13 protein-coding genes are annotated in these 13,753 nt (G+C 49.2%); all 13 read right to left on the reverse strand.

Annotated elements, in window-relative coordinates:
* Positions 1 to 11: 11 nt before the first annotated feature.
* The 13 genes from PWYN_RS10235 to PWYN_RS10295 are packed head-to-tail and all read right to left on the reverse strand — an operon-like array spanning position 12 to position 13,735.
* Entirely contained in the window at positions 12 to 245 is a 234-nt protein-coding gene (locus PWYN_RS10235; RefSeq protein WP_036651050.1) for an acyl carrier protein, read from the reverse strand.
* Positions 235 to 1,386 carry a hypothetical protein gene (locus PWYN_RS10240; protein ID WP_036651054.1) on the reverse strand — a complete coding sequence of 384 codons (1,152 nt, stop codon included), beginning with the start codon at positions 1,384 to 1,386 and terminating at the stop codon, positions 235 to 237. Before PWYN_RS10240 ends, PWYN_RS10235 begins: the two co-directional genes overlap by 11 nt.
* Positions 1,383 to 2,351, reverse strand: a complete 969-nt coding sequence (locus PWYN_RS10245; RefSeq protein ID WP_036651057.1) for a hypothetical protein — start codon at positions 2,349 to 2,351, stop codon at positions 1,383 to 1,385. The genes PWYN_RS10240 and PWYN_RS10245 overlap by 4 nt, the downstream gene beginning before the upstream one ends.
* 23 nt (positions 2,352 to 2,374) lie before the next feature.
* On the reverse strand, positions 2,375 to 3,181 hold the full coding sequence (locus PWYN_RS10250; RefSeq protein ID WP_036651061.1) for an ABC transporter permease: 807 nt from the start codon (positions 3,179 to 3,181) through the stop codon (positions 2,375 to 2,377).
* Between the two features lie 9 nt (positions 3,182 to 3,190).
* Positions 3,191 to 3,979 (reverse strand): ABC transporter permease, encoded by a 789-nt coding sequence (locus tag PWYN_RS10255; protein ID WP_036651064.1) that lies wholly within the window; start codon positions 3,977 to 3,979, stop codon positions 3,191 to 3,193.
* Positions 3,976 to 4,986, reverse strand: coding sequence for an ABC transporter ATP-binding protein (locus PWYN_RS10260; protein ID WP_052087882.1), 1,011 nt, complete (start codon positions 4,984 to 4,986; stop codon positions 3,976 to 3,978). Before PWYN_RS10260 ends, PWYN_RS10255 begins: the two co-directional genes overlap by 4 nt.
* Positions 4,979 to 5,257: a hypothetical protein gene (locus PWYN_RS10265; protein WP_036651069.1), complete on the reverse strand. Its 279-nt coding sequence runs from the start codon at positions 5,255 to 5,257 to the stop codon at positions 4,979 to 4,981. Before PWYN_RS10265 ends, PWYN_RS10260 begins: the two co-directional genes overlap by 8 nt.
* 55 nt (positions 5,258 to 5,312) lie before the next feature.
* Positions 5,313 to 6,446 (reverse strand): hypothetical protein, encoded by a 1,134-nt coding sequence (locus PWYN_RS10270; RefSeq protein ID WP_036651071.1) that lies wholly within the window; start codon positions 6,444 to 6,446, stop codon positions 5,313 to 5,315.
* Between the two features lie 19 nt (positions 6,447 to 6,465).
* Positions 6,466 to 7,539: a nucleotidyltransferase family protein gene (locus PWYN_RS10275; RefSeq protein WP_036651073.1), complete on the reverse strand. Its 1,074-nt coding sequence runs from the start codon at positions 7,537 to 7,539 to the stop codon at positions 6,466 to 6,468.
* A gap of 38 nt (positions 7,540 to 7,577) precedes the next feature.
* Entirely contained in the window at positions 7,578 to 8,882 is a 1,305-nt protein-coding gene (locus tag PWYN_RS10280; RefSeq protein WP_157261127.1) for a hypothetical protein, read from the reverse strand.
* Between the two features lie 28 nt (positions 8,883 to 8,910).
* Positions 8,911 to 10,488 carry a B12-binding domain-containing radical SAM protein gene (locus PWYN_RS10285; RefSeq protein ID WP_036651077.1) on the reverse strand — a complete coding sequence of 526 codons (1,578 nt, stop codon included), beginning with the start codon at positions 10,486 to 10,488 and terminating at the stop codon, positions 8,911 to 8,913.
* A complete protein-coding gene (locus PWYN_RS10290; protein ID WP_036651080.1) occupies positions 10,485 to 11,801 on the reverse strand; it encodes a B12-binding domain-containing radical SAM protein in 1,317 nt (438 codons plus the stop codon). The genes PWYN_RS10285 and PWYN_RS10290 overlap by 4 nt, the downstream gene beginning before the upstream one ends.
* Positions 11,798 to 13,735 (reverse strand): PEP/pyruvate-binding domain-containing protein, encoded by a 1,938-nt coding sequence (locus PWYN_RS10295; RefSeq protein WP_036651083.1) that lies wholly within the window; start codon positions 13,733 to 13,735, stop codon positions 11,798 to 11,800. The genes PWYN_RS10290 and PWYN_RS10295 overlap by 4 nt, the downstream gene beginning before the upstream one ends.
* Positions 13,736 to 13,753 lie beyond the last annotated feature (18 nt).

A 13,753-nucleotide genomic window follows, 5' to 3' on the forward strand; every position in this document is an offset into this window, starting at 1 on the left:
TTAACATCCTTTTAACCCCTAACTCTATTTAACATCCCTACGATCTTCCCGATCGTATCGAACTCTCCTAACTGCAGAAAAGCATCGTCAAAAGTAACGCTGAATTCCTCCTCGACCTGGACAAGCAAATCGATAAAGTTGAGGGAATCCAGCCCCAGGTTGGTAAGTAGCTCCTCATTGCCGATTTCCCTTTCCACCGTCAACATCCTCTTTAATATACCGGCAATAATATCCCTATTGGACATGATATTCCCCCTCTCCCTTGTCCAATCCGGTCAATCCAAGGCCTGACAAATACTCAATCATCTCTTCATGGAAGTCTTCTTCCAGATACATCGTTTCCTTCATCCGCCTCATAATCGTGTCCCAGAACAGAGAATCCACCCTTTTCCGCTTTACATTTATGGCGACAGAGTTCTGCATGGCGTCCCACTCCCCGGCTATCGTAAGGTAACGGTTCAGGAAGAAACGGTCATCCCGGCCCATCAAATGAACGTAGTCTTTCAAGATTTCCAGATAGTACTGCCGGTTCCGTCTGAAATTGAATACATGCTGAGTGAAGGATTTTCCGTAATCCTGCACCTCCCGCCATCCGCTATCTAGCAACCCATAAAGCTTACCGTCAGCGGCCCGGCCGAAGAAATGCATGCATCTCTCCGACTCGATGCAGGCTCCCTTCAAATATTCAGAAGAAATTGTTAGCAGCGTCTTCCCGAATAACTCCAGTGCGGACTCCATGGAATGCCGTTTCCTGACAGTGATTTCCTCGGTACCGTAGACTAGGCATTTCTCGATATCGAGCTTGTCCGCAAGCTGGGGGATGCAGCGGTTACCAAGCCAGAAGGCATGAAATATTTCCAACGAAATCGAGTCTTTGTAGCGGTTCGGTATAGGATCGTAAACATACAGCCGCTCCTGATCCATGCCGTACACCGAAAGCCAGTGGTTACCAACGACATATATTCCCGTATCCGTTCCATAACCGAAGTTCTTGATGTATCCCGGGTTTAAATAGTCCCTGTTGAAATAAGGTAAATAATAGGTCGCCCCACTGGTCAGAAACAGCCTTTGTTCCAGAATCGATGCACGTACAGCCTTCAACCCTTCCTGGAAGGTTGGAAACACGCTCCGCTCCCGGCTTATGCCGTAATACTCCTCCCAACGGCGATAACCTAACAATCTCAGCTGGGATAAGTCCACGAAAGCTTTCATCTCTTCCCCAAAAGGCACGGAGAATACGGGAACTGCATTCAATTGCAAATTCATCAGTAGGCTGAGAAAGCTGACATTCCCGTGAGATTTTAATTTTTCATGGATTAAAGGAAAGCTGCAATTGATATAATTGGGTACATTCAGGTCCGGATTGAAAGCACTGATCGATATCATAGCGTCCTCGCTTCACCTAAAAATTGCTGCAGCGTGCGTCCAGAGGCCCTTAACCAAGACGCCTCCTGATCCAAAATATGGTTGAGAACAGTTCGGATTCCGGCGCCATCCGCCACAGGTCTTCTCACAATTTTGACGCATTCCATCTGAAACCTCTGCCAATCCCTAACTAGCGGATCAACTGCTTCCATCGGTTCGCGGAACGGTTCATGCCCCGTTTGATCGTACAGCCACCGATAGAACTGCCTCAGCTTGAGCCATCCGGCCTGAATGTGCAGGACGCATTCATTTACCTGTTGAATACTCGCCCTCAATCCATCCAGGATTTCCAACCTGACAAGAACCTGCAGTTCTTCTCCTCCGCGCTCCTGAACTTCCCGCAGCAGCTTTGCATGATCCTCCGCAATCTCATAAACCGTGCGCCCCACGGGATCCTTCGGCAACCGGGGAACATGGTAATAACCTCTGCCAGTCTGCTGTCCTTGATGGGCCTTTAACAACACAGAACGGTCCACCCAAGCAGCCAATTGAAACGGAGCTTCTCCGAGCAGATACCGTTTTCCCTCCCCTTCAGCTTCCAGAATGACTACCCTAGTTCCAATGTGCTTGGTCAGATAATGGTTAGAATAATCCAATTCATAGCTGTCACAGGAAGTCATCAACGGCAACCCGTGAAACCGGATCGCTCCTTCCAGCCCTTCCGGAAACCGTCCGGAATCTCCTTCTTCATTCGTTACCCCGCAAGCATTTGCAAGCCCCTTCCAGATATTCCCGCTCAGTTGGTCCAACTGAACCTCCCCGGCCTCCAAGCAACAGAATAAGAATGCTCCGGGGGACAAGAGCTGATAGCCAAAGGCAGGGCTGGGGTCACAACCGTTGCTCTCAAGCAGGGTGACGATTTGATGTTCCGGGCAATTCTTGATAAAAGCGTATTTTTTTGCGATGGCTATATCAAAATGCTTCACGAATTTCGGCACCACCTTCTAGATTAATTACCGGAGCTGGAATATCGCCTCACTCCAAAATTCCAGAACGCTAGGGAAAGCAGAAAGAAGCCCACGCCTACAACCGGTGTCAAATAGCCCCATACGCTCACTTCCCCGATAAAAATTTGTGCCGGAAAGTAGCTGACAAAAGCGAATGGAAAGACAAAGGTCAGAATCACTTGCAGTACTTTCGGGTAAATGGGAATCGGATAAACGATAAAGCCCCTCATTTGATTGAACATCAGCATTTTAACCTCTCTCGATCTAACGGTCCAAAACGTGAAGGTGGACGGGATGATCAGCAGAGCAGCATGGATGAGGATCCCCCCTAAGATCGTCAACAGAAGTACAAGTCCATGGTAAAAACTGAGCTTCAAGTGAATGGCTGATGCGGAATAAACAAACAAGATGATACCTAGAGCACCATGTCCTAAGGATGCCATAATATCCGATTTGGCGGAAATCACTTGGAACATGGTACCGAGGGGCTTCGTAAGGTACATGTCGAATTCCCCCCGGTGAACCAGACTTTCGAAGTCTCGGATTCCCGTAAATATCAACACGGACAAGCTATAGGTCAGAAACACAAAGCTGTACATGAACAACAGTTGATGAATATCCCACCCTTTCACGCTGGAGAATTTCTGGAGCATGAGATATAGAGTAATGACGGTCACGCTCTCCCGAACGAGAACGGCGAAGGACAGCATCAGCGTATCTATCTTGTATTGCATCCTCGATTGAATTACCAATTTCATATACTGAAAATAGAGAAATACATACTCCCATAAGGATCGTTTCTTATCCACGATGCTTCCCTACCCCCCTTGAATGACCAAATGCTTCTGTGCCCTTTTCCACAGACATGCTCCCGCAAAGTAAAGCACCACAATCCAAACCGCCTGTTCAAGGAAGGTGTAAGCCATTCGCTTAGGAGTCATTTCATCTAAGTAAATGCTTATCGGAGTGAAATAAATGCCTTTAAAAGGCAGCAGTTCAATCCATACCTTCAACGGTTTTGGCAAGAACCACAACGGAATGGTAGCACCCGACAAAAGCAGAATGACCGCATTTTTGATCGTAATTAAGCTCCAGGTAGAGTAAACCCAAAAGGCCATCAGCCAAAACAGATAGTTGGTCAGGAACATCAGCAGATAGCTCATGATGAGACTGAATAGAAACATACAGCCGTTGATGATATCGGCGGGTGGCTGAAAACGGAAAATCAAAGCCGATACTGCAACGGTGGGAAGTACTTTGGTAATAAACTGAAAGGCGGTTTCTCCAAAAATTACGGAAAACAAATAAAACGGAAAATAGATAGGTTTCAGTAAATCCGCGGCAATCTCTCCGGATTTCAGCTTGTTATCAATGATGAACTCGTCCATGGAATACCAGCTTCTCAGTATGAAGGCCAAGATGGAATAGGTGACGGCTTGTTCCTTGGAAATGCCCAGCACCACACTCTGATCGCCATAGACGGCTGTCCAGATTGCCACTCCCGCAAAAATTACGAGAATCGAGTTGATCATTCCGAAGATATATTCAGCTTTGTAGGAGAAGCTTCTTCTGAAGGAGAGCAAGGCAAATTGATAGTAGGTCCTCATGAACTCACCCTACTCTCCGGCAGCAGTTGCTTTCCTAAGTAAATGTCCTTAATAACCCCTTCAATATCCGGTTCCTCAATTCTCACATCCAACACCTCATTCTCCTTCATCAAAAGAGCAATGATGTCCGAAGCAGAGATGCAGTCCTTTTGGAACTCGATTCCGTAGCGTAAACCATCCTGAAAAACGACATTTACAAAATCTAAGGAAGGTAGGTAGGGACGGCTCTTAAAATCAATGACCAGCCGTCTGGTTTTGCCAAGGGAATCCAGAATCTGAGATAAGTCCCCGTCATACAATAGGGAGCCTTTATCGATGATGAGCACCCGATTACAGAGCCTTTCCACATCAGCCATATCATGGGTGGTCAGAACCACCGTCACTTTCTTCTCCCGCTGGATCTGCTGAAGGAGCTCGCGTATTCTGCCCTTGGCGATAATATCCAGCCCAATCGTCGGTTCGTCCAGAAACATAATGGCCGGATTATGCAGAAGCGCTGCAAAAATATCCCCTCTCATCCGCTGTCCCAAAGATAACTGCCTGACCGGCGTATTCATAAAATCTCCTACTTCCAGGAGCTCCGACAATTCTTTGACTCTGGTGTTGAAAACCTCTGCCGGAATCCGATACACATGCTTCAGCAACCCGATGGAATCCATCAGGGGCAAATCCCACCACAGTTGGGTTTTCTGCCCGAATACGACGCCGATATGAGCCGCGATTTCTTTCCGGTATTTTAAAGGGTTTTTCCCCAGGATGGTTATGTCTCCGGCAGTGGGCGCCAAAATACCGGCCATGATCTTGATCAACGTAGATTTACCCGCACCGTTTGGACCGATAAAACCCACGGTTTCCCCCTCTTCCATCCGGAACGTAACATTCCTCAGGGCTTCCCTCTGGTGGTACTCCGGTTGAAACAGGGATTTCACCGTTGCGCTGAATCCATTGGTTTTCTTAGGTACTTTAAAGACCCGGCAGATCCCTTGTACGTTTACGATGTTATCCACAGGATTTCTCCTCTACCAATGCCTCCAACAGCGGAATGATATCAACCAGCTTCTCGCTCTGTCTCAAGGAAACCAGAATGGAGTCCAAATTCATTTCCAGTTCCTCCTCAATTTCTACAATTAAACTGACGACTCCGAGGGAATCAAGCCCGGATCCGCGGCTTCCGATCTTCGCATCAAGACAGGGCAGTGCATCCGATTCCAGTTCCTGTAGAATTCGTTTGTAACAGTTTAGAACGACCTTTTCGATTCGGGTCTTCATTTCATTCACGTCATCACTTCTCCTATGTAAGGCAGGTTTTTGTATTGCCGCTTCACCCAGAATTTTATTTTAGGATGTCAAAGGGCCATTCCCTCAGGTTACAGCCAAACTGGGCCAGCAGCGCCAGCACCCATCTTTCGAGTCCGAAACCCACACATCCCGTAAAAGGCTGCTCGCACTGCCGCACCCGAATTCGAAATGGATCGATAAAAGCCGAACCGTGAAGGTTAAAGGAGGCCACCGCCAGTGATTGATGAGGGGCGGTATCCAACTGAAGCTCGTATTTGCTTTGTTCCTCCAGTTGAATCTTTTTGTATTTTTGAAGAGAAGGGATGATGAAAGGATCGAAGGTAACACTGAGTCTGCCGCTTAAGCCCAGCTGGCTCGCCAACTGCTCCGCTTTCTTCATAATCCGATTCCTGGAATTCAATACGAAATCCCCGTCTCCGACAAAAACGATTTCTCTCACCTGATAATTCCGCATGCGTCCGTACCCGCCCCAGTTCAAACGTCCTTCGCTCCGGGCGACCTGCTGGCGAAACGTATATACGGAGGGCTTGTCCAATTCCTTGTCTTCCAGATCCATATAACAATGGAAGCAGGCTGACGGCGAAAGCGCATAATCTGGATCTTTTAGGTGGGGTAAGGTTTGTCCCCGCTGCACGGCCCTATGAAGCTTCATGAGCTCGTCCATATCCTCTGAGGGCTGACAACACATGACGGTATATTGGGGGGACATCCGTAAATAGCCTGTTTTCTCCAAGACTGACACCGGCAGCAACGCCGGAAAGCTCATTTCTTCCGCCCCTAATTCCAAGGCCCAGCCCATAAAAACCCGGTCCAGAAACGCCAGTACCTGAACGGCTTCTTGCTTTAATGCATAAATCCCATTCCCATAGTCCGCAACCAGCCCCGATTCATAAATGGCGGAATAAGGAGTAAATGCTGCCGGGCCATGGAATTGAACCGCAATCTGATCATCCAGACAAGCGGATTCCCCATGCTTGGCAATCATGCCAAGCACCTTGTCCCGAATCAGTTCCAGTTCCTCCTCCCCGTCCGCATCCGTGTCGACCCGAATTCTGTCACCCTGCAGCTCCATCCCACTTATCCGTTCGGAGGCAAAATTCAGCGCCCGGATCAGGTCCCCATTATTCCTTGTCCGCCCGTTTGGTACGTTAACCAAAAAGCTCTGCACGTCTATCCCCCGCTAACATTTAATCTGGTACCCTAGAGAAATCCACACAATAGGTTAAATCAAAGGCGGATTCGAAAATTGAGGAGCTTCGGGAGAGCCTTTCCCCGGTTCCATGTACGGTAACCTCCTGCAAATAAGCATCATCATCCGGCTTGAGCTCCGCCAATACCCGTTCCGTGATCAGGCCGGGGTAAAAAAGATTCATATGGTAAAGTGTGTAGTAGCATTGCTTTTGCAGCCGGAAGCTTCTCATCAAAGCACACCATTCCAGCAAGGAAACTTCATCAGAATGGAGTCTTAGCGTGTTTACGGCGTCAATCATCTTGTATATGGCAGCATCCCGCCGGTCCATCGTCCAAATGGTATTCGTACCCTCCCTGTAAAAGTGGACGCACAAATGCGCTAAATGGGTGGGCCATTTCAATCCTTTGATGACGTAATATTCATTGGCGTAATTCTCCGTGCCGTAGTCAAAAATGGCCTTCGTAATATCATTGTCTTTGGAATCAAAGTGGAAGTTGACATCGATCTGGATGCGTTCCAGAAAATCTCCTCCCGTCAGCTTCGCATATGGCACCAAATCGTGGTGATGCATCCGTTGAATCAGCTTCTCCTTGCGACTGGCTTCCTTCATCACACTGCTGAAGGATTGAATAAAGCCGTGTCTGCGAAGAACTGCGTCCAGACGCTCAAGATCCTCTTCCGATACTAGAATATCGCTGTCATTGGACCGTCTGTCCCCCGGTGTGTAGATGCTGGCGTTGTAGACGAGCCCTTTGAGGCCGGCATAACGGATCCCTTCCCGTTCAAGTTCCTCCAATAAGGGGGTCAAATGTCCGATATTCTCCATAGTCAGCTTTCGTTGGGCTTTGATCAGCAGACTAAGGCTTTTGATAAATTCCAGTGCTATGAACCTCCTCAAGTCTTCCGGAATGCCTCTGAGGAAGTATCCTTCCAGCCTGTGATGCATGACTACTCCGGCAACCCGGGCCCAATCGATCTTGGAACCCATGAGTTCAGCCAAAACGGCTTCCTCCTGATCACTCCTGGTTTTCAGTACAGCCAAGAGAATCAATTGAGTTTCCTTTAGCAATTCAATCTCCCCCTTTCATTTCATTTATTGCTAAGCCTTCAAACGGCGGATATCGGAAGCGACGCATCATTCAAACCACTCAAATGCATCTCCAAATAAGCGAACCGGCTGCCCAAATAGGCCTTGGTGTTAATCAGCAGCTCCTCCGGCGAATAGAAGTCCTTACCGATCGTATTAGATTCAGTTCGCAAAAACAGAGGGTACAACAGATTCAGACAGACTAGGTAGAAGAGGTCCGTATCAAACTTAAAGGATTTGCGGATGTCCTTCGGAATGTCTTCCAGCTTCCCTTCATTTTTCTTCATCATGTCAAAATACGGCATGAAAAATCTCCAAATCTCCTTGGCTGCTTGCTTCAACGTATCATCCTCGATTTCATACAAATAACCCTTCATCAAGTGAAACACCACATCGTATTCAAGCAACTCCTCCGTCCCATATACGGAAATGGCCTTCGGGTAATAGAGCTTGTTCACATACCGGTACAAATTGCTTACAAAATCCCTTAACGCTTGAACGGGGCGCATTCTTTCCAGCAGTCCGCTCTGGGAGCGGGTGGAATCCAAGTCGGTCAGGAAAATCCGACCGCTCTCCCGGGAGAATTGGATATTCTCCCAGCCTCCGGAGTGAATGAACAACCCTGATTCCGACAGGCCCCTGACAGCCCTTCCGAACTGCTCCCCGATCTTCTGGGACATTCGCAGCTTCGTTGAAGCCTCCCGGAGATCTCCGCTAATGCCTAGGACCTCCTGAATCTCCTTATAATATTCCAGAACATTCGCGTCAACATAACGATTATCCCAACCCAGAAACAACAGGCGGTAGGGTTCGGCTTCCGAACATAGGCTTAGCACCGCTCCCATCGTTTGGCCTTTGAACAACAGGTCCGGGTACTCTATCACCAGATATGGAAGAATGGAAGGAACTCCATTCCGGCATAGAATTTCCGCATTCTCATATTCCCGTATGGCACGATGATGGCATATCCCCCCATAGGGAGCATCTTCGGAGTAAATTTCTTTCAGGGTTCCATCCGTGTGGAAACCGAAATGAGCTGCCTCCCGCATGTAGACACGGTCGGTCGGCGGGATAGGAACCTTCTGGAATTCGTCCGCATGCCTGCCTTCCGGATTCCATACGCCGACACCCTTCATTTTAACCGCCTTTACCGTAATTCCACCCTCAACGGCAACAGGCTCCTTCAGCTTATACCAAGCTGTCCTGCCCTCCGTCAGAAAGGTCGGCGTTTCCTCCCAACCGGCTAAACGGAGAATCGCCTCAACGTCTTCTTCCGGCAACCGGATCTGTTCATTCCTATGGGTAATTTGATATTGCAGAGACACTTTTTTGCCCTCCCAGCTACCATATGATTTAGAAGAATACATCGAACGCGTCTTGCTCCAAGCCCACGTTCGTTTCCCTCAACTGCGCCCGAGACTCTTTAATCCGAAGCTCCAATCCATGGATCTCCTCCCGGAAAAACTGCTTCAGCTGCATTTCATAACTGGCTTCCCCGCAGATTTCAAGCCCTTTGCGATAACAATGATACGCCTGGGAATCGTAATAGCGGCGCTGATCCGTAACCCACTCCAAATCCGAATAAGCCAAATCCCCTTTCATTACGGCTTTCTCAATCACTCTGTATTTATCCCGCTCCAGAGTATAGAGCTGATAATAACGGGATAGCCAATGATGGAAAAGAGCAACCTGCGGGTCCTTGAAATATCGCTTTCCGGAGAACTCCGGAAACTGTGCAATGATCTTCAAATAAATCTGCCGGTTGTTATCGAAGAGCTCCAGCCGCTTCACCAGCTTCTTGTAAGTGAAATTGTAACGTTCAAAGGCTTCTCCTGAGACTTTCAAACTGTCCAGCCGGGAGAGAGGATGAAAGTTAATATATCCGTAACGGAAACGGTGGCGGGACTGAAAATCAGTTGTGTAGCCCGAAGCCAGCACGGATTGGATCGTCTCTTCCACTTCCGCGCCGGTATAGTTTCGGCCATAGAGCTGCAGGTCCCTGTCGTTCACGGATTCGATGCCCATGAACATGCGGGTCATCCCCGCTTCCTTCAAGGTCTGAAGCAGCGGCAGAGATACATATTCCGGCCGGAACTGCATGAAGAAAGTGATGTTCAAGCCCCTGACAGCCAGCTCGTCCCTTAAAGCCTGTGCCCTCCGCAGGGCCTCCTTCCGGTCGGGAGGGAAGAAATTATCGTCAACGAATTCAAAATCGGTCACTTGAAACCGATCCGTCAACCGCTGGATTTCATCGACGATGCTCTGAACGGATCGGGTTCGATACACCTGCCCCCCCTGTTCCTTCAGGTAATCCGGAGTAGAGCAAAAGCTGCAATGCATGTAACAGCCTCTGCTTCCTTGAATTTGCGGAGAGATGTACTTCTTACTGTATTTCTCGCTGAAGCTCTGATAAATCTCTCTGCTGGGAAACGGGAGGGAGTCCAAATTCCCGATTAGTTGCCTTTGAGCCGTCTTTACTTGATGCCCGTCCGAATTCGTACAGGCGATTCCCGGAATGCTTCTCCAATCGGTTCCGCTGCACAGCTTCTCCGCAAGCTCCAGGAAAGTCACCTCCCCTTCTCCGATAACCGCCGAATCCGCTCCCAGGCCCAGGAAAACCCGCCAATTGGTCGTCGGGCCGTAACCACCAACGGTAATGTGCCCCCAGGCGCCGCCTTTTCGCATTAAATGAATGGTGTCCCGCAGCTCCTTATGGTAATAATCGCTGGCGGTAATCCCGATCATGCCATAGTCATGCAGGCTCGGAAGGAGGGACGCAACGGTCTCCTCCAACCCTGTGCCTTGAATCCGGGGATCGACCAAATCCACTGAAAACCCTCGATTACGAAGAGCTGAAGCAATATAGCAGAGCCCAAGGGGCTCCGTCAGTTTGTAGCTCTTGTAAGCCGGATGAAGCAATAATACCTTCACTCGCTCTCCCCGCTTTCGTGAAAGGCTTGCTGCCACTCCAGCGCCAATAGGTATGGAAAAGAAACTTGATCTAGAACCGGGGTAAGCACATATTCAGCAGCGGCCTTCACTGGATCCAGCCCATACTCGCTTATATCATCCCGGAAGGTTCTGCCCGCAACGATACTGTCATTTAGAGCCGGGAACCGTTCATAGCGGATGAAGGGAACCAGGGAAGAATCCATCCTCACCCCCGGCCAAGGCTGAAAAATATGCAGGAACCTTTTATCGGGATTCAACTGCTCCATCATTTCCAAGGTCATCCTGGCGGTTTCCATCGTTTCATGTGGAATCCCAAGCATGGCGTTCAAGGATAACTTGATTCCGTACTTTCTCAGCAGAGCACTGGCATCCAGAAACTGCTGATCTGTTTCCCCCTTCCGTAGCACTTTGTTCCGCAACCATTCGGAGCCGCTCTCCAGCCCCATCTTGACCAATCGACAGCCCGTCTCCTTCAGGAGCTGAACCAATTCCTCCTCCATTACATCCGCCCTGATATTGACGGTATAAGGCAGCCCTATTTCTTCCGAGTACATAGGCAGGAAAACCTTGGCCCACTGCAAATCCCTTTTGCCGATCACCAGGGGGTCGCGGAAGTGCACCTTCTTAGCACCGCATGTCTTGGTTAATTCTTTGATGGTCCGGATCGAGCATTCCATATCCTGTCTCGGCTTCGTTCTAAGCCCCGTCAATTCTCTGATCTCCTTGTTGCAGCAGAAAGCACAGCCATATTCACATGTGAAGGAGGTCCAATAATCCAGTTTGTTCAGAGATCTCCGGTGTTCCGGGAGCTCGTCCCAGAACAGCCGGTAATCTAATTCTCCGGTCGGCCGGGAAGACCATCCCTTGTCTACCACTGATGAGGATCCGGGGTACATGATATTAACAGCGGGATGTATGCCACTGATATACTGGAGCAGTCCTTCCACCCCTTCTCCAACACATACCGCATCCACGCCTTCTATGCTGGCAGCCAGGTTCCTGTCCAGAATCGGGAACACTCCCCCGAGCAGAACCGGCGCTTCCGTCGCCGACTTTAAGAACTTGGCCAGCTTCCTAACCTGCTCTACAGCCATATGCGTTGCAGATATACAGATGAAGTCGGGATCAAAGTGACGGATCATTCCGGTAAATCTCTCTTCATCGTAATAAAAGTAAGGCTGCAGCTTCGTTTGATACCCATTAGCCTTCAAGGCTGCTGACAGTACCGCCACTCCGGGATGTACTTCGATATCCAGCTTATTGTAAAAAGAGAAGAACAAAATTTTCTTCATGAAACAAGAACACCTTCGTATGCGTCAACCTGAACCTTCATCCCATCTTGAAGCGCCAGTGAACTTCCTCCCAAAGAAATAGCCGGTACACCTGCCTCCCTTAAGATAAGGGACAGGTGGCATAGGTTGGATGCGTTCCGGAATACGATTCCCTTCACCATATGCTTGAAAGGCGCCAAGAAAAGAAAGGGCAAATCCGCATATAGAATGATATCCCCTTCTTCCGACCAACCCTCGAGTAATTCCTTGATCTCCCGTAGCCGGTTCACCTTGGTGCAATCAAATTCGGAATCCCCAACGGAAATGGAGCTGAACATGTTCAGTTCCTTCAATACCTGATCTTCAAACACCGGCAGTCGGCGCAGCGTCCCTTCCGCTTTTCCCTGGGAAATGACAACGGAGCTGTTCCGGGATCCACCAGTCTTCAATAAGGACATATCCGCTGCGTACAAGGTATTGCCCCAAATCCACCATTCCACGCTGCAGTTCTCGAACCGGTCCGCAAAACGTTTGGTCTTCTCGTAGATCTCCCGGATCAATTCCGGCGGCAGTTCCACCCGTTCCTTCTTACCCGCCGGTATCGAATCGATACGACTCTCGTCAAAAACGTATTGCTCCTGCTCACTCACATAAGATTCCAACACATACCCGTCCGCGTCGAGCAGATACCTAGTCGGCTCGGTTAAGCCCGCATTTAACAGGAACATTTTTCCGGTGATGCACTCAATCAGCATGGTTCCGTCTTCATTCAGGTTAGAGATAGCGGCATGTTCGTTAGGCAAATATTCCCGGAAGCTCACGCAGTACTGCTGATCCGAATAAATATCCGTAAAGTGTTCCAGCACTTTAGGTATTTGGCCGATGTGATGGTAACATACCGACTGTCCGTTCAAGTGATAGCATACATATGGTGAATCGTAATCGTGGAAAACCCAGGAATAATCGAAATCCTTCAAATGGTCCTTGTTGAAAACAAACAGCTTCCACTTGTTCGTCTTTATGCCGCTCTGCTCGCAGAAATCGAAAAACTTTGCTTTCTTGGCCCAGCGGGGGTACCTTCTTTGCAGAAATCCCAAGCGGGGATACGTCTCCTCATTCAGTCCGGACATGGAGAATACTTCGGGCCGGTCAATCATCGGCTTCGGTTGAATCGTCGTAATCGGTCTACACTGCAACAAATATATCCGGTTATCCTTCCATGACCACTCGATGTCTACCGGATGCCCGAACGCCTTCTCCGCTTTCACGGCTTGCTCCCGGACCTGCTCCAACATCTCCTTTAGCGATGCTTTTTCTGCTTTGACAGCTCCTTCTCTGGGCAGTAGGTAAGAATTCGCTTTGGACAGGCCCGATACCAGCCGGTCTCCGAGCCCTTCAACCGCTTCCACCCACACCGTTCCCGGGTCCCCGGTCGCAGGATCTGACGAGAATGCCACACCGCTCCACTCCGGTTCCACCATCTCCTGCAGCACGATTCCCATGAAATAGCGGTTGGGATGAAAATCTTGATTCGGGAAAGATAATAAATTCTTCTCGTTATACAATGAACAAATCACATACCTGACGGCATCCATCACACCATCAGGTTCCACCTGCAGCTCTGTGTGGAACGCCCCGGCGGACGATTGCCGTTCCCCGTCTTCTACCGAAGCCGAAGAACGTACGGAAATGGGGAAGCTCAACCCTTGTACCGTATCCTTAATCCTGTTCCCAATCACCGCAGGTATCTCGTGTTTAAGAATTGCGTTTCGAATGGATTCGAACACCCTCATCAGCCAGGCACTCTTAACAGATACCATTTCCGTCTCCTCATAAACGCCGATGGATCGGAGATAATCCTCGAAGAAATCCCGGTCCAACATCCGAAAAGCAGGGACCCGAAAGCCATTCTCCTGCAGCTTCAGCAAACCCTCCGCCTTATTGCCATAATTCATATATATCCTCCTCTGATC

The sequence above is a fragment of the Paenibacillus wynnii genome, assembly GCF_000757885.1.
GTDB classification, from domain to species: domain Bacteria; phylum Bacillota; class Bacilli; order Paenibacillales; family Paenibacillaceae; genus Paenibacillus_AQ; species Paenibacillus_AQ wynnii.